The 16,511-nt window shown below is 40.9% G+C and carries 15 protein-coding genes; 1 reads left to right on the forward strand and 14 read right to left on the reverse strand.

The annotated features are described in order from the left end of the window. Nucleotides 1–110: 110 nt before the first annotated feature. The 7 genes from EHS13_RS25665 to EHS13_RS25695 form a co-directional block, all read right to left on the reverse strand. On the reverse strand, nt 111–329 hold the full coding sequence (locus EHS13_RS25665) for a YezD family protein (protein ID WP_155703114.1): 219 nt from the start codon (nt 327–329) through the stop codon (nt 111–113). A 12-nt stretch (nt 330–341) separates the two neighbouring features. Beyond that, nucleotides 342–1,172: an alpha/beta hydrolase family protein gene (locus EHS13_RS25670; RefSeq protein ID WP_155703115.1), complete on the reverse strand. Its 831-nt coding sequence runs from the start codon at nt 1,170–1,172 to the stop codon at nt 342–344. Between the two features lie 160 nt (nt 1,173–1,332). Beyond that, nucleotides 1,333–2,391, reverse strand: a complete 1,059-nt coding sequence (locus EHS13_RS25675; RefSeq protein ID WP_155703116.1) for a sulfate/molybdate ABC transporter ATP-binding protein — start codon at nt 2,389–2,391, stop codon at nt 1,333–1,335. Between the two features lies 1 nt (nt 2,392). Continuing rightward, nucleotides 2,393–3,232, reverse strand: coding sequence for a sulfate ABC transporter permease subunit CysW (cysW, locus tag EHS13_RS25680; protein ID WP_155703117.1), 840 nt, complete (start codon nt 3,230–3,232; stop codon nt 2,393–2,395). Between the two features lie 17 nt (nt 3,233–3,249). Beyond that, entirely contained in the window at nt 3,250–4,080 is an 831-nt protein-coding gene (gene cysT / locus EHS13_RS25685) for a sulfate ABC transporter permease subunit CysT (protein ID WP_155703118.1), read from the reverse strand. A 129-nt stretch (nt 4,081–4,209) separates the two neighbouring features. Beyond that, on the reverse strand, nt 4,210–5,313 hold the full coding sequence (locus EHS13_RS25690; RefSeq protein WP_155703119.1) for a sulfate ABC transporter substrate-binding protein: 1,104 nt from the start codon (nt 5,311–5,313) through the stop codon (nt 4,210–4,212). A gap of 181 nt (nt 5,314–5,494) precedes the next feature. Continuing rightward, nucleotides 5,495–6,772 carry an adenylosuccinate synthase gene (locus tag EHS13_RS25695; RefSeq protein ID WP_155703120.1) on the reverse strand — a complete coding sequence of 426 codons (1,278 nt, stop codon included), beginning with the start codon at nt 6,770–6,772 and terminating at the stop codon, nt 5,495–5,497. A 132-nt stretch (nt 6,773–6,904) separates the two neighbouring features. Here EHS13_RS25695 and EHS13_RS25700 point away from each other — a divergent pair, with 132 nt between their 5' ends. Next, nucleotides 6,905–7,819, forward strand: coding sequence for a LysR family transcriptional regulator (locus EHS13_RS25700; RefSeq protein ID WP_155703121.1), 915 nt, complete (start codon nt 6,905–6,907; stop codon nt 7,817–7,819). Here EHS13_RS25700 and EHS13_RS25705 read toward each other — a convergent pair. The 7 genes from EHS13_RS25705 to EHS13_RS25735 all read right to left on the reverse strand — a co-directional run bounded on the left by EHS13_RS25705 (nt 7,722) and on the right by EHS13_RS25735 (nt 16,481). Next, a complete protein-coding gene (locus EHS13_RS25705) occupies nt 7,722–9,494 on the reverse strand; it encodes an ABC transporter ATP-binding protein (RefSeq protein WP_155705506.1) in 1,773 nt (590 codons plus the stop codon). The genes EHS13_RS25700 and EHS13_RS25705 overlap by 98 nt on opposite strands. Before the next feature lie 28 nt (nt 9,495–9,522). Next, nucleotides 9,523–11,268 (reverse strand): ABC transporter ATP-binding protein, encoded by a 1,746-nt coding sequence (locus EHS13_RS25710; protein WP_155703122.1) that lies wholly within the window; start codon nt 11,266–11,268, stop codon nt 9,523–9,525. Nucleotides 11,269–11,401: 133 nt separating this feature from the next. Continuing rightward, nucleotides 11,402–12,466 carry a ribosome small subunit-dependent GTPase A gene (rsgA, locus tag EHS13_RS25715; protein WP_155703123.1) on the reverse strand — a complete coding sequence of 355 codons (1,065 nt, stop codon included), beginning with the start codon at nt 12,464–12,466 and terminating at the stop codon, nt 11,402–11,404. A 147-nt stretch (nt 12,467–12,613) separates the two neighbouring features. Beyond that, on the reverse strand, nt 12,614–12,907 hold the full coding sequence (locus EHS13_RS25720) for a hypothetical protein (RefSeq protein ID WP_155703124.1): 294 nt from the start codon (nt 12,905–12,907) through the stop codon (nt 12,614–12,616). Nucleotides 12,908–13,017: 110 nt separating this feature from the next. Beyond that, the gene (locus tag EHS13_RS36465; RefSeq protein WP_193571443.1) at nt 13,018–15,219 is read right to left on the reverse strand and encodes a right-handed parallel beta-helix repeat-containing protein; all 2,202 of its coding nucleotides are present in this window, start codon (nt 15,217–15,219) and stop codon (nt 13,018–13,020) included. 151 nt (nt 15,220–15,370) lie between these two features. Beyond that, on the reverse strand, nt 15,371–15,658 hold the full coding sequence (locus EHS13_RS25730; protein WP_319633389.1) for a group I truncated hemoglobin: 288 nt from the start codon (nt 15,656–15,658) through the stop codon (nt 15,371–15,373). 130 nt (nt 15,659–15,788) lie between these two features. Beyond that, on the reverse strand, nt 15,789–16,481 hold the full coding sequence (locus EHS13_RS25735; protein WP_155703125.1) for a Crp/Fnr family transcriptional regulator: 693 nt from the start codon (nt 16,479–16,481) through the stop codon (nt 15,789–15,791). Nucleotides 16,482–16,511: the final 30 nt, after the last annotated feature.

Genomic DNA, 16,511 nt, shown 5'->3' on the forward strand with positions numbered 1-16,511 from the left:
TTTATTTTCTGGAAAAAGAAAGAGACTTCAGAACACCGCCTTAATAGCGTTGTACGGAAGTCTCCAGTTGACCGGTAGACTTATATGCCTTTGTTGAAAAGGAGTCAGGACTAGGGATATCTTTTTCCTGTTGCTTTTACTGGTTTGGTTTGTGTTGCTTCCTGTTGTTGAACACGTGCTTCCTGATCAAACCGACTGCGTTCCGTGCGTTCAATTTGCACTATTCGACCATCATGTACAATGATTTGCACGGCGCCATACTCTAACCCATTCAAGCTTTGGCTAATCCGCTTAGACCATAGCTCATCAATTTCTAACGATTTCCCCATGTGACATCCCCCTTAAATCGTCCAATCATTCCATTCTTTTTTGCGCTTTTCAGTGGTTAATAGCCACTCATTAGTTTTATTCAATAGCTGATCCGTACTCTCCGTTGTAGAATAAGTATGATCTGCTTGTAAAATCACTTCTTTATCACATTGGCCAGTTGACCGCAGCCAGAACATCCTCTGATATTGAAAACAATAATCAACAGGTATCACATCATCTGATGTTCCATGAACTAGGAAGACATCACCGGTAAATTTGCTTGTATGCTGAAATGGATGCTGCTTCGATAAAGATTCAAAAAACTTTCTGGTTAGCGAATAGCCTAGATAATCAACACTTCCATTACGAATGGCTGCCTCATACTTACTCTCGCCAACAATGTGTACAATATCATTTAACGGCTGAGCTACCGATGACCATAGAACAAGCGTCTTAACTCGACTGTCTCTAGCTGATGCCAAGATGGCTGCTGCACCACCAAGACTGTGACCCAACAAGATAATCCGACTGGGATCTACACAATCCATATCGAATACATAATCAATCACTCTGCGTGTTTGCTCGACTAAAGCCTCTAAACCGCCAGCACCGTAGTCTCCTGTACTCTCGCCACATCCAGCATAATCAAAACGGAGCACCATAAAACCATTAGCATTAAACTTACGTGCAGCTTTGACGAACAAACGATCCGTGCCAATTTTATTACCGATAAATCCATGACATATAATAATTAAAGGCCAACGACTTTGTTGCTTGCTTTCCTCATGGTGGTTGCCTGTAGGATAGTGAATAACAGTAGACAGCTCCCCATGTTCCGTTGGAATATGAATATAATGTTCCATGGAAGCTCCTCCTCAAAATTTTAATATTACTTTTAATTCATATAGGTTTACTTGGTTTAATATTCAATAATATACCACCCCCTGAAATTGCCGTCAACTTATTTTTTATGCCCATTAAAGTTGACAACAATACCAATGAGATGGTACGAATAACATTTTTTTAAATATGCACAGGCATTGGATCCGTTTTTAGTGAGTTTTCAACGGTAAGGGTTTGCTCATTATTGAATAGATAAATCCGGTGAATCAATACGTATACCACATCACCTGGATGAAGGATCGCCTGTTCCATGGAACGATAAGCGAATAAGCGGTGGCCTTTGACTTCAACATCAACCTGCCAATTCGTCCCGCGGAAAAAGACGTTACGTACCGTGCCTTTTTCTGCTGCAGAAAGGAACGAGATCTCACTTTCACTGCCAACTTCGACAAATTCCGGGCGAACAATGGCTTTAGCGTCAGCAAAGCTAGCTCCAAAGCCTTTAAGCTCATTAATGTGGTCCAAATGCGTCGACTCCCCAACAAAACCTGCTACAAACGGAGTTTGTGGATTTTTATAGATTTCGATGGGTGTACCCTTTTGCTCTAAAGCCCCTTGATTAATAATCATGATCTCATCGGCTACCTCAACGGCTTCCTCTTGATCATGGGTAACGAATATGGTTGTAATCCCTACGCGATCAATCATTTCCTTCAGCCAGGTTCTAAGTTCCTTACGTACCTTAGCATCAATCGCAGCAAAAGGCTCATCTAGGAGCAACAGTTGAGGTTCAGGAGCCAGTGCGCGAGCGAAAGCCACACGCTGCCGTTGACCACCTGATAGCTGATGAGGCAATCTAGACTCTAAGCTCTTCAGGCCTGTTAGCTCAATAAGCTCCGTTACACGAGTTTTAATTTCCTGCTTTGTTTTCTTCTTCACCGTTAATCCAAAAGCAATATTATCGAATACAGACATATGCTTGAATAAAGCGTAGTTCTGAAAAACAAAGCCAATCCCACGCTCCTGAGGAGGTAAATGATTAACCTTAGCTCCGTGAAAAATAATATCTCCTGTATCCGGTTCTTCAAGTCCAGCCAACATGCGCAGAATTGTTGTTTTACCGCCGCCGCTTGGCCCTAATAATCCAATTAATTTACCTTTTTCAATCTCAAAACTTATATTCTTAGAAGCTTGAAAGCTGCCGAAGGATTTATTCAAGTTATTCACAGTAATATGCATCTTAGTTTACCTCGCTCACTTTTTGGTCTTGTTCGTATTTCCACTCAATAAAGCTTTTCACAATGATCGTCACAACGGCTAGTAAAACCAAAAGTGAAGCAACGGCAAATGATGCCGCAAACTGGTATTCATTGAATAATATTTGCACATGCAAGGGAATTGTATTGGTTTCACCACGAATATGTCCAGATACAACAGATACGGCTCCAAACTCACCCATCGCTCTCGCATTACAGAGAATCACTCCATATAGCAGTCCCCACTTGATATTCGGCAAAGTTACTTTCCAGAAAATTCTCCAGCCTTTAGCTCCCAGGGTAGCAGCGGCTTCTTCTTCCAAAGTCCCTTGTGATTGCATCAATGGGATTAACTCCCTAGCTACAAACGGGAAGGTTATAAAAACGGTTGCAATAACAATACCCGGTGTTGCGAACAATATTTTGATATCATGATCGAATAAATAAGGACCAAACCAGCCTCTAGCACCAAAAATCAGTACGAAAATCAATCCCGCAATAACCGGAGATACCGCGAATGGAAGATCAATCAAGGTTAGCAAAAAATTTCTGCCTTTAAATTTAAACTTCGTAATTGCCCAACCTGCTGCAAGGCCAAAAATCAAATTTAACGGTACAGCAAAAGCCGCAGTCGTTAAGGTTAGCTTAATGGCTGATAAGGCATCCGGCTCTTTAATCGCAGCAATGTAAACAGAAAACCCTTTACTGAAAGCTTGAACAAACACCGTTATTAGTGGCAGCACCAGCAGAAATCCAAGAAATAATAAGGCAATACTAATTAAAATCCACTTAACTAGCGGTGTTTCAGTAACATGGCTTTTCACTTATTATCATCCTTTCATTAGACGGAAGAGATCCGTTTACTGGTCCGCCATTGGAGGAAATTGACTATGAATAACATCGTAAAAGAGAAAATTAACATCATTAAAGCAATTGCAGTAGCTCCAGCGTAATCATATTGCTCCAATTTGGTCATAATAAGCAAAGGTGTAATTTCCGTTTTGTAAGGCATATTGCCGGCAATGAAAACAACAGACCCATATTCGCCTAGTCCACGGGCAAATGCAATAGCAGTTCCTGTTATTAAAGCTGGAAGCACTTCTGGGAAGATCACGCGGATAAACGTTTTCCAACGACGGGCTCCTAAGCTCACAGCTGCTTCTTCAACTTCTTTATCTAATTCCTGTAAGATTGGCTGAATAGTACGTACTACAAAAGGTAGTCCAATAAAGGTTAGCGCAATAGTGATCCCTAATGGGGTATACGCTATCTTAAATGGTGCTACAAGGCTTCCAATCCAGCCATGTTCCGAATAGATTTGAGTCAGTGCAATCCCTGCAACTGCTGTTGGCAAGGCAAAAGGCAAATCTACCAATGCATCGATGATTCGCTTACCTGGGAATGTATAACGAACTAAAACCCAAGCAACAATGAAGCCAAAAACCGCATTAATTAATGCACCAGCCAATGAGGTTCCAAAACTTAGCTTATACGATGCTACTACACGATCGTCTGTTACTGTTGCCCAGAAATCACCCCAGGTCATACCCATTGTTTTAAACAAAACGGCTGATAGGGGGATCAATACAATTAAACTTAAGTATGTAATTGCGAAACCCATGGATAATCCAAAACCTGGTAGAATGCTGCGTTGTTTAAACCCTTTATGCATTAAATACACTCCGTTCATTATTAAGCATTAAGATGAGTTTAATGGATAACCCTACCTTATAGCAAGGAATAAAATCAGCAGAGAGGTGATGTGCTGTAAATGCACATCACCTCTTGCTTAAATGATTTTTTATTTACTTGGAGCATAGATTTGATCAAATATGGCTTTATCTGCAAAATATGTTTTCTGTACGTTCTGCCAGCCGCCAAAACCAAGATCATTAATTGTAAATAGGTTGATCTTAGCAAATTTATCAGCAAACTTAGTAGCTACTGATTCTAAACGAGGGCGATAGAAATTCTCAGCAGCAATCGTTTGGCCTTCTTCAGAGTACAAGTATTGCAGGTACGCTTCGGCTACTGTTCTAGTGCCCTTCTTATCGACTGTTCTGTCGACAATCGCTACTGGTGGTTCGGCTAATACACTGATGGATGGAGTTACGATTTCATACTTGTCAGGACCAAATTCTTTAATCGCAAGGTATGCTTCATTCTCCCATGAGATCAATACATCGCCAAGCCCTTTTTGTACAAACGTGTTTGTTGAATCCCGTGCACCACTGTCCAATACCGGAACGTTTTTGAATAATTTTGTTACAAAATCTTTAGCTGCAGCTGCATCATTGTTATTCTTTTGCAGTGCATAACCCCAAGCGGCAACAAAGTTCCAACGCGCACCACCTGAAGTTTTTGGGTTCGGAGTGATCACGGAAACACCTGGTTTAACTAAATCATCCCAGTCTTTAATCCCTTTACTATTGCCTTTGCGAACCAAGAATACGATAGTTGATGTATAAGGTGTGCTGTTCTGTTCGAATTTCTTCTCCCAGCCTTCTTTAATGAAGCCAACCTTCTGAATTGAATCAATATCATACGAAAGAGCTAAAGTTACAACATCGGCTTCTTGGCCATCCGCAACTGCTCTTGCTTGTTTACCTGATCCACCATGGGACTGATCAATAGTAACCTCTTGCCCTGTTTTTTCTAACCAGTATTTTTCAAAAGCCTTATTATAATTAGTATATAGTTCACGTGTAGGATCATAGGATACATTCAATAATTTGACTGGCTTTAAATCTGCCTTTGCAGTGCTTGCTGGACTTGCAGAGCTTGCTGTGTCATCTGATTTACCGCCGCATGCTGCTAAGCTTAGCGCCAGAATCCCCGTTAGTGTTAATACCGTCCATTTTTTGAATTTTGATGCTCCAGCAGTCGCTTTTTGTAAAGATGACATGTTATTTTCCCCTCTCGCAGTCACAGGTTGGTGTTTTTTAATCCCGATAAGATTACTGTGCTTTCTGTTTAGTATATTATCATTGCCGCCCAAATGTGTCAACGTTTTTTTCTCAGTAATATAGTCGGGATTGTCCACTTTGATAAAATCAGGAGGTAAGTTGCTGTTAGTAATTATTTCTTTACCTACCTATCATCTGCTCTCGATTAGGACCAATAGATACGGAAGTAATACGAACACCAATTTGTTGCTCCACAAAGAGTACATAGTTTTGCGCTTCCCTAGGGAGTTTGTCAAATTCACGAATAGCCGAAATGTCACTTAACCAGCCGGGAAGATATTCTATCACAGGCTTCACGCGGTCAAGATTTGCCGATGCAGGAAATTCGCGAATGATTGAACCATCTGAAATATACCCCGTACATACCGGGACTTTAGCCAAATAACCCAACACATCCAGATTAGTTAGCACCACTTCAGTTGCACCTTGCAGCATACACCCATAGCGAGCTGCAACGGCATCAAACCAGCCCATACGTCGTGGACGCCCAGTATTAACACCGTATTCTCCAGCATCCCCACCACGCTTTCTTAGTTCATCAGCTTCACTCCCAGCAATCTCTGAAACAAATGGACCTGCACCAACACAGCTTGAGTAAGCTTTAACCACAGCTACTATTTTTGTGATTGCATACGGAGGCAGCCCTGCTCCTACCGCAGCAAAAGCAGCTAATGTCGAGGATGATGTGGAATATGGATAGATCCCATGATCGGGATCTCTTAATGCGCCAAGTTGTCCTTCAACCAATATAGTCTCATCTCTTCCCAAAGCTGCGTGAAGTATTAGCGTAGTGTTGCATACGAATGGCTTTATCTGCTCGGCATCTTGCAATAGCTGTGGCAGCAGTGAGCTGACTTCAATCGGAGCTTGCCTGTAAAGATGCTGCAAAAGGATATTCTTCGCCTCCAAAGAAGCTTCAAGACGTGAAGTTAAACGATCAACATCAAACAAATCCGCTACCTGAATGCCAAGCTTTAGATATTTGTCAGCATAGAATGGAGCTATCCCTGTTTTTGTAGATCCAAAAGCCCTTGCTCCCAGCCTTTCCTCTTCAAGCTCATCGAATAATTTATGATAAGGCATCACCACCTGTGCCCGATCCGAAATTTGTATAATCGGTTCTGGAACCCCACGAGCAATCAGTGCCTCTCGTTCCCGAATAAAAGCCGACATATCGAGAGCTACTCCAGGTCCAATCACATTAATGACACCAGAATGGAATACACCGGATGGCAATAATCGCAGCGCAAACTTGCCATACTCATTAATAATCGTGTGCCCGGCATTGCTGCCTCCTTGATAACGTACTACATATTTAGCTTTACCAGCCAGAACATCCGTTACCTTGCCTTTGCCTTCATCTCCCCAATTTGCTCCTACAATAGCTGTAACTCCCATACAAACCGCCTCCTAATAATAGCTGTAGCTTAGACAGGGTCTTGAAACCACTATCTATTTCCAATTATAATGAGGACATTAATATAAATATAATTCATATATTTTATGTTAGACATAAAGGTGGTTTATATAATGATTGCTAATTTGGAATGGTATCGTGTATTTTATTGGGTTGCGGTTAAGGGCAGTCTGTCGAAAGCAGCCGAAGAGCTCTACATTACACAACCTGCAGTGAGTTATGCAATTAAGCAGCTTGAAGGCTCGCTTGGGGGCAAGGTGTTTTATCGCAATGCTAAAGGGGTTACTTTAACAGCTGAGGGTGAGGTTTTATTCAAATTCATTGAGCAGGCATATGGCTTCCTGACAAAAGCAGAGCAGCAAATTGCCGAAATGCACCAGCTGCAGCGCGGTGAAATTCGGATTGGTGCAGGAGATACGCTTAGTAAATATTATTTACTGCCCTATCTGGAAGTATTCCACCAAAGCTATCCGCAGATAAAAATTCAAGTTACCAATCGCACCTCGCGTGAAACTATTCAACTATTGAAAGAGGGTAAAATAGATTTAGGGATTGTAAATCTACCCATTGAAGAAAGCCAGCTGCGGATTCTAGAAACTCTAGAGCTGCAGGACTGTTTTGTAGTTGGGGATAAATATAAGGAGCTCGCTTCTCAAGTCATCTCATTACATGAGCTAAGCAAGCATCCTTTAATTTTATTAGAGAGAGGCAGCAGTATTCGGAGATTTATCGATCAATTTACTCAAGGCTATGGAATTACGATACAACCTGAAATTGAGCTGGGCAGCCTTGATCTTATGGCTCAATTCGCACGAATTGGCTTAGGTGTTTCTTGTGTGGTTAAAAACTTTATCAGCGAAGAGCTCAAGCAGTCGACGCTTTTTGAAATTCAACTGCAAGAGCCTATCCCTACGCGCAAAGTGGGAATTATTACTTTAAGCTCGATGCCCCTGTCTGCTGCATCGCATCATTTTCTACAAATGCTGAGTGCCGGGCATGATGAAAAAGCTGCTCATAATAGCCTTTAAGTGCGAGTAATTGGTCGTGTGTACCTTGCTCTATAATCTCACCATGCTGCATGACTAGTATGCGATCAGCATGTTTAATGGTAGAAAGCCGATGTGCAATAATTAAGGTTGTTCTACCTTCGGATACGGCTTGCAGCGCGTTTTGTACCAGCTGCTCGGTATGTGAATCCAGATTAGCCGTAGCTTCGTCCAAGATTAATATTTTAGGCTGAAAAATAACGATTCTAGCAAACGAAATCAACTGCCTTTCACCAGCAGATAACCCGTTTCCTCTTTCTGAAATGACCGTATCATATTGATTGGCCAGCCGCATGATCATTGGATCTGCCGAAACAAATTTACATGCCTCTATGACTTGCTCCCGTGTAATATCCTCGCGAAATAACCGGACATTATCGACAATCGAACCCGAATATAGAAATGGTTCCTGCTGAATCAAGCCCACTATCCGATGTAGAATAGGCTGCGGGATTAAGCGGATATCTGTGTTGTCTATTTCAATTGCACCCGCCTTTACATCATAAAAACGATTGAGTAAACCAATTAAGGTGCTTTTCCCTGCTCCAGTAGTACCTACAATCCCAACCATCTCGCCTGCTTGAATGTGCAAATTCAATTGTGTAAATATATTGGATCCTGTCTCATAACCAAATTCAATTTCATGGAATTCGACTTTCCCTTGGACCTTATCTATATCGATTTCTTTCAAAGCACTCACTGCTGCATTCTCGACCTCTGGCTTTGTTTGAAAAATGGTCTCAATCCGCTCCATAGATACGGTTGTCGACTGAAAAGTATTCCATTGCATCGTAATCTGGTTTATCGGTTGAAAAAACTGCCGGATATAGGTAATAAAAGCATACAGGATCCCAAACTCAATCTCATTATTAAATACAGCCATCCCACCTAACCAAACAATCAATACCAACGATATATTCCCGAGAATTTCAAACGTCCGATTAAAAAATACATTCGAGCGAATTTCGCGCAAATTGGCTTGCCAGTAGCTTTCGTTAAACTCCGAAAAACGTTTGATTTGCTCCTTCTCCTGATGGAATGCTTGAATCAAACTCATTCCTGACAAATTCTCAGCAATAAATCCTATGAGTCTGGATAATCTGCTTCTCGATAACTGATAGGTTTGTTTTAAATAGGTGCGAAATAAGGCAGCAATTACAGCGATAATAGGCAATATTATGACACAATAGCTCGCTAATTTAATATCCAAATGAAACATTAGAACCAAGATTAACAGCAAAGTCATCCCATCACGAATTAAACTTAACAGAACCTGGGTAAAGAATTGGCTAATCATCTCTGTATCACTTGATACATGTGTCACTAGACTTCCAATCGAAAAACGATCAAAAAAGGACATCGATAGCCGTGAAATATGTGCAAACAAATCTTTACGCAAACGAGCTACGATACTCTGCCCTGCATATTGCAATAAATTATTCTGCAGATAGGTAAATAAGAAATTCACAGCAGAAAGCCCCAGATAAAATACAGCCATCCAGACTAGAAAAACAAAGCTTCCAGATTGCTTGACCAAATGATCATCAATGATAATTTTAATTAAATAGGGCTGAAGCAAGTCTGCGGAAATGGCAAGAAAGGTACATCCAACTATAAGCAGCAGGGTCAGCTTATGGGGTTTTGAATAAGACAGCATCGTTTTCAGAGATGCGGTTCGATTGATTTTAGCCAATCTCCAATCCCTCCTCTTGAATCCGGTTTAAGCTTGCATACTCTCCATCAAGCTCCAATAATAATTGCTCATGCGTGCCACGTTGCACTATCTTGCCATCATTCATCACAATGATCTCATCCGCATGCTTAACTGCGCTAATCCGATGTGAAATAATCAACGTTGTTTTATTCTTGCGCAGCTTACGCAGACTTTTCAATATGGCTGCTTCTGTCAGGGAATCGACCGCACTTACACTATCGTCTAGAATTAGAATCGGCGCTTTCTTCAGAAGGCCGCGTGCTAAGCTGGTTCTCTGCTTTTGACCACCCGATAAGGTAACGCCACGTTCCCCAAGCTTAGTCTCAAAATGATCGGTAAAATGCAGAATGCTTTCATGAATAAAAGCTTGTTGTGCAGCTATTTCAACATCCTCCAGCTTAGCCTCACGATCACTAAATGCGATGTTGTCACGGATGGTCGTACTGAATAAAAAACCATCCTGAGGCACATAAGCAATTCGCGAGCGAAGACTCTCTAAGGTAATATCCTGTATATCTACCCCATTGAATTGGATAGAGCCTCGATTAGACTCATAAACTCTTAGCAGCAGCTTTACTAATGTTGTTTTGCCGCTGCCTGTTTTACCAACGATTCCGAGTGTAGTGCCTGAACGGATTTTTAAATCAATGTTATTAAGCACAGCTCGATCGGACCCCGGATAATTAAAGCTTAATTGACGGATCTGGATATGTCCTGCAGTATCTAGCTTCTTAGCATTAGCAGCCTCGCGAATATCAGGAACTTCCTCAAGCAGATTATTCATCCGTTCTAATGAAGCTCTTGAGCGCTGCATTGTATTAATCACATTGCCCAGCTGCTGCAAGGGATTCACAATCAAGCGAAGATACAGCGTTAATGCTACAAAATCACCTAATGTGATACTATGCTTGATGGTCAGATACCCACCAAGAACGATCGAAAAGATCAATGAAAACGCACCAAGAAACGGCAAAATAGCTTGAAATAAAGATGACATCCGCACTAAACGCAGCTGGGCATCGCGAATCTGATCGACCGTTTCATCAAACCGTTTTTGGGCTAATCCCTCAATGGCAAAGGTCTTAGTCACTCTAATCCCACTTAACTGTTCCTCAGCTGAGCCCGTCATAGTCGCAAGTGATTCCTGAACCTGCATAGAGCGCAAACGAATCTGCGGACCAAAATAAACAACAATAAAAGGAATAATTACCATGGGACAGATACATATAGCTATCAAATAGACAGGAATAGCACTAATTAACATCATCACAATACTGGAAAGAATTAAAAATACCGCATTAGTTGTCTGATTCACACCTTGGGAGATAGACTCTCGAACCGCCGTAACATCATTCATCACGTAGCTTAGCAGCTTCCCCATCCCTTGCTTGGAGAAATAATGTTCATTTAAAACGGAAAACTTCTGAAAGATCCGTTGCCGAATCATAAATTCAAACTTACGCCCCAAGCGTGCTACCAAAAACTGGCCAAAGCCAAAAAACAAACCATACGAAATCCCAACTACCAAGAGCAGAACACTATAATTCATAATCGCATGGCGACTGATATCGCCTTTTTGCAAATCATCTGTAAATCTTCCTAAAATAAGGGGTATCGTGGCTTGATCTATATTAGAGATAATCATCAATAAAATCGCAAAGCTATAAACCGGCCAATTTAACTTAAAATAATTAAGCAATATTCGTGAATGATTCATTAATTCATCTCCGCTTTAAAGTCTTAAATTATTTTCCATCTTTATTATAGCAAAAAGACCTCATTCCTGCCTAATAGACAAAAATGAAGTCTTCTATTGAAAAAACAAATGGCAAGGCAGCCGTCGAGTAAACCTACCTCATCGATTTGTGATTTTTTTGCTGAGTATGCAGCCTTTTCACACGTTCTTTTTCTTGGAAACGGAGTTTGTCATTCTCTTTGGTCGCCATATATCGCAATTCACGCTGGAGCTTTAAGTAGCTTTCATATCTTTCTATTTCCAACGTCCCCTGATGTATAGCCAGCTGAACTGCACATTCCGGCTCTCGGCCATGTGAACAGTCATTGAAGTAGCATTGGGCTGCCAATTCCTCGATTTCATTGAATTGGTCCTTAATCCCCTCGCTGCCTTGCCAGAGCTGAAGCTCACGCATACCTGGCGTATCAATCATCATTGCCCCATTTGGCAGCAGGAACAATTGACGAAACGTAGTTGTATGTTTTCCGCGATCATCGCCACCCCTGACTTCCTTCACTTCCTGAAGCTCCTCACCAAGCAAGAAATTAATTAGTGTTGACTTCCCTACTCCGGATGAGCCAAGTAAAGCTATAGTTTGCCCAGCTATGAGGTAGGAATCTAGTGCTTCCATACCTTCATTCAATAAAGAGCTAATCGTAAGAATAGGTACACCTGGTGCAACAGCAGCCATTTGGTTTATTTTATCCTCTATGTCCGTACAGAGATCTGATTTCGTTAACACAATCACAGGATTAGCTCCGCTTTCCCAAGCTAGAATTAAATAACGCTCCATACGTCGCGGATTGAAATCATGGTTTAGAGAATTTAACAGAAATAAGGTATCAACATTGGTAGCGACAATTTGTTCTTCCACCGTATTGCCAGCCACCTTACGAGAAAACTTGCTTTTGCGAGGAAGTACGGCATGAATAACGCCTCTTTTCTCACCGTCCATCGGACTCCATGCTACCCAATCTCCTACAGCCGGATAATCCTCTCTCCGATAGGCTTCATGACGCATTTTACCAGAGATTACGGCGACATATTCGCCCATTTCGGATTGGATTTGATACAAATGCATATGTTCCATAGTAACTCGCCCCGCAAAACATCCTGGTTTATTAAGAGCTTCAAAATTCCCAATGTAAAACTGATCCCAACCAAGCTTTCTTAAACTCAAATAGTTTCCCACCTTCGAATTGTCTTCTTCCTAAATTATGTCATCTAATCAGCTTATTGAAAAGAGAAAATTTAGTTATAGTTAAAATAAACAAAAAAGCTTCATCTCTATAATTCATAGAAATAAAGCTTTACATTGTTTATTCTTTTAGTGTCTGTATGGGTCTGGTGGTACAGCAATAATGATTGGTGTATAAGGATCTGGAGGAACAAACCCGATAACAGGCAGATATGGATCCGGTGGGACTGCAATAATAATGGGTAAATATGGGTCTGGCGGAACTACTCGAATGACTGGAATGTATGGGTCTGGTGGGATAGACTTGATAACTGGGATAGTACGATTAGTTAATCCGTCCGTGCTTGCTGCGAATGCCGATCCTGATATGGATGCGATTACTCCTAATGCTAGCAATGAAACAACTGCTATTCTCTTCTTCATTTCTTCAGCTCCTAATATTTTCTTTTGCTTTCTGTTTCTAATGTTAACCCCTTAAGGCAATAAAAAATATACTCGAAAACTGAGTAGAATTGAAAATAACTTCAAGAAAATTAATTCTCATAAGCTCCCAAATCAATAACTGCATCCTGATTACGAGGCATGCCTGCTTGGTGCTTTAGATATTCAAAGCTCGGGACATTTCCTGTTTTCACGATTTCCGGATCCAACGATATTCCCGCATTAACTAGCGGTGAATTTGCAGTTAGCTTGAAGTTTCCATTAGCCGCATCAATAAATCCAGGATTATTCTGTGGATTGGATAATGTGTTCGTTATTCCACTCCCATTCCAAGCAAGACCAGCTGGATCACTTGTCAGGAACCGCGGATTGGCGTTCAACCATCCAGCACTAATCCAATTATTCGAGAAATTTGCATTTCCGTAACCGTGGAAAATATTGAATGGTTCTGGTTTAACACCTGGTGTAACAGACATGGCATGAAAAACATTATTGGTGGCCTGTACTGTAGGAGTTCCTGTATTGTTATTAATTTTAAAAATTGTAATGGAGGGCTGATGCCAGAATTCATAATCATATTGAGAAACAACTGAATTGTTATAGAAGTATATGTTGCCTTTTCGAACATTCCCCCAGGAGTAAGGTCCATCGCCGAATCCGAGGACAGTATGCTGCCAGCCGGTAGGACTAGGCTCGGTGTGCATAAAAAATGTATTTCCGTAGATGTAGACAGAATCCACTAGCAGCTTACCCCAAGCATCATTCTGAATTTTCTCATAAGCTGCATTGGATTGCGGATCCAGTAAATCAATCATAAACGCTCCGCCTTCAAAGAAATTATAGCGGAAGGTAATTCCTGCGGAACGTTCTTTTACATTATCACCATATGAACCTGCCTTCGTGTTGCCAAAACGGTTATACTGATATACTGTTCCTACTCCTTCTGTATAAGCATTATGTTCACTCGCACTTCCTGCATTGCCATTATCGTGGAGATAGTTTCTTTCAACAAGCAGATAACGAGACTGCCCTTGCTCATCATATTTAGAATTCTGAAACAATCCATTTCCGTTGTCATGAATATCGCAATTAATAATCGCAATGTTCTCGCCACGTTCAATGTAAATACCACTCGCAAACTTATGCCAATTAGAAGCAGCACCTGTTATGTCTGTAATTGAGTTGGTTTGATTTGCATTTCTAATTTCAAGATTCGAAATTTCAATGTAGCCTGGCTTATATCCCCAGACATATCCTTGCGGAGGACTGATTACAAAAAGTCCGATTTTATCAAATAGTGCGTTAATGAATGGAAGCCCTGGTGTTTGTGTTGCACCATTCCCATCAATTACTGGGCGTTCACCATTAGGTCCAAGAATCCCAGTTATTCTGATAAACTTATTAGCTGCCCCTCGATTGGAGAGGAAGGTAATTTCCTTATAAGGTGTTGGCTGCCAATGAATGTTGACCGTATCACAAGGTAACAGCTTAAGCCAAGGCACCTGAGAAAGCTTGGTATACGTTTGGCCAATTCCAACATCATACAAGGTACCGGCAGCACCACATGCTGATTGACTAGGGTTTGTCGGAACATAATCCCATGCGCGAGGAGTTTCTATCGTTGTCCATAGATTAGTTGGAGTAGGTTTTGGTGTAGGTTGAACAGTAGCTACTGGAGTAGGCTTAGGTGTCCCGCCGATTGCCGGAGTAGCAGTTGGAATTGGTGTTGTTACAGAGGCTCCAATCAAAGTTACAATGAGTTGAAGTGAATTGCCTGCTAGCAATGCAAAGTCAAGCGATGCGTTCATATCCATTGTACCCTTAGCGCTCGTTATTGAGCTAATTGCCTGATCCATAAGTTGTTTCGACTGGATTAAATTGATCCCTTTCGCTTGGGCTGCAGCAATATTTGTTTGGGCGGCGATCAAGGCTGCTTCTACATTGCTAATGATAACAGGGACTACTGCTTGTCCAAAAGTATTCAAGATTGCAGCTACTTTGAATGCACGCAACTCGAGTTTCTTTTGATGTGAAGCCGTCTTATCATTCAGATTGTCAGCCAATTGAATGGCATTCAACAATAGATCACGTTGCGCTGTAATCAGTTGTGCTGCAGCTGCTCCTTGTAGTGCACTAACCTTAATCAAGGCGTTCTGAAACAATGGATCAATTGTGGTAACTTTATTTCCTGTAGCTGCGTTTTCTGCGAAAGCTGCAATTGGCAGCATAGATAACATCATTATTAAGGTGATGATTATCGCAATCATTTTTTTATTCCCTGCATTCTTCAACATGATAATAAGCTCCTTTGTTTTCGTTCTTTTCTCAATTATAAGAAAATCCCCAGTTAATTAATGTGAACTGGACCACATTATTAATTAAAAAACTCAGTGATAAGATGGCCTCAAGAGACCAACTAATCACTGAGTTTGATTTATAAACCTCTTATTTATGCAAAATATTCTCTCTCAAGGGTGCAATAAGTCCAAACACTTTTGAAATATCTTCTTGGCTAACACCAAAATACTCTAAGGTGCCTTGCAGATGTTTGACGATTGCCATGAAATGCATGGGTTGAAGATTCAAGCCTTTATGTGCATGCTCCATAGATTTGCCTGTATATTGATTGGGTCCGCCTAATGCAAAGCTGAGAAAATGGGTCTGATGTTTGCGCATTTGCACCATATCCGTACTGTCAAAGAATGAACTAACGGTTTCATTCACCCAAAACACGTTTATAAAACTCGTCTACCACAGGGGCTATTCCGTTTAATCCACCAAACTTTTCAAATAATGATTGCTCCATACTTTTTTCCTCCTCAAATTGTCTTATTATTATCGAACTCTATTCATTAACCCTGAGTTAGCGGGACAAATCATTAACTATTTTTTCTGATAAGGCCAGCTTGTTTTTGATAATAATTTTTTTCTTGATTACATCAATAATATCCTCGGCTTGCAGTTCGATTAATACCTTGGTCACCATTTCTCTTGTACAGCCAACCATCTCAGAAATTTGTTGATGGGTTAAGCGCAGATTAATAATCATTTGTTGATTCAAGACGACTCCATATTCATCAGCTAAGCTTAATATTTTCTTGTAAACACGAGACCGTACATCCAAGAAAGTAATATCATGCATTTGCTCATTCGTTTTGCGTAATCTTCTTGTTAAAGTGGTTAATAGCTGATAGCTTACACTGGGGTAGGATTCAAGGAAGCTCATTAAATCACAACGATCGATGGCTAACAGCGATGTTTTTTCTATAACCTCAGCATTAGCGGAACGTAAATCGCCTTCTTCCAAGAGAGCCATTTCGCCAAAAAAATCGCCTGCCTGTAAGGTAGAAAGCACAAACTTCTTACCATTCTCAAAGCGATTGATTTCAACCAACCCAGATAGAATAATATAAAATTGATCGCCGCTGTCTCCTTCCATAAAAATGAAAGAGCCTCTGTTCAACCATTTCTCTTGTGCAAACGAAGAGGCTTTTTCCATATCATGCTTGGAAAACTTATTAAAAAACGGCATCTCTTTTATGTACTCTGCTTTCATCCCAACATCCCTCTCTTAGTTCCATAACCT

Source organism: Paenibacillus psychroresistens (assembly GCF_009728935.1).
Classification (GTDB): domain Bacteria; phylum Bacillota; class Bacilli; order Paenibacillales; family NBRC-103111; genus Paenibacillus_AC; species Paenibacillus_AC psychroresistens.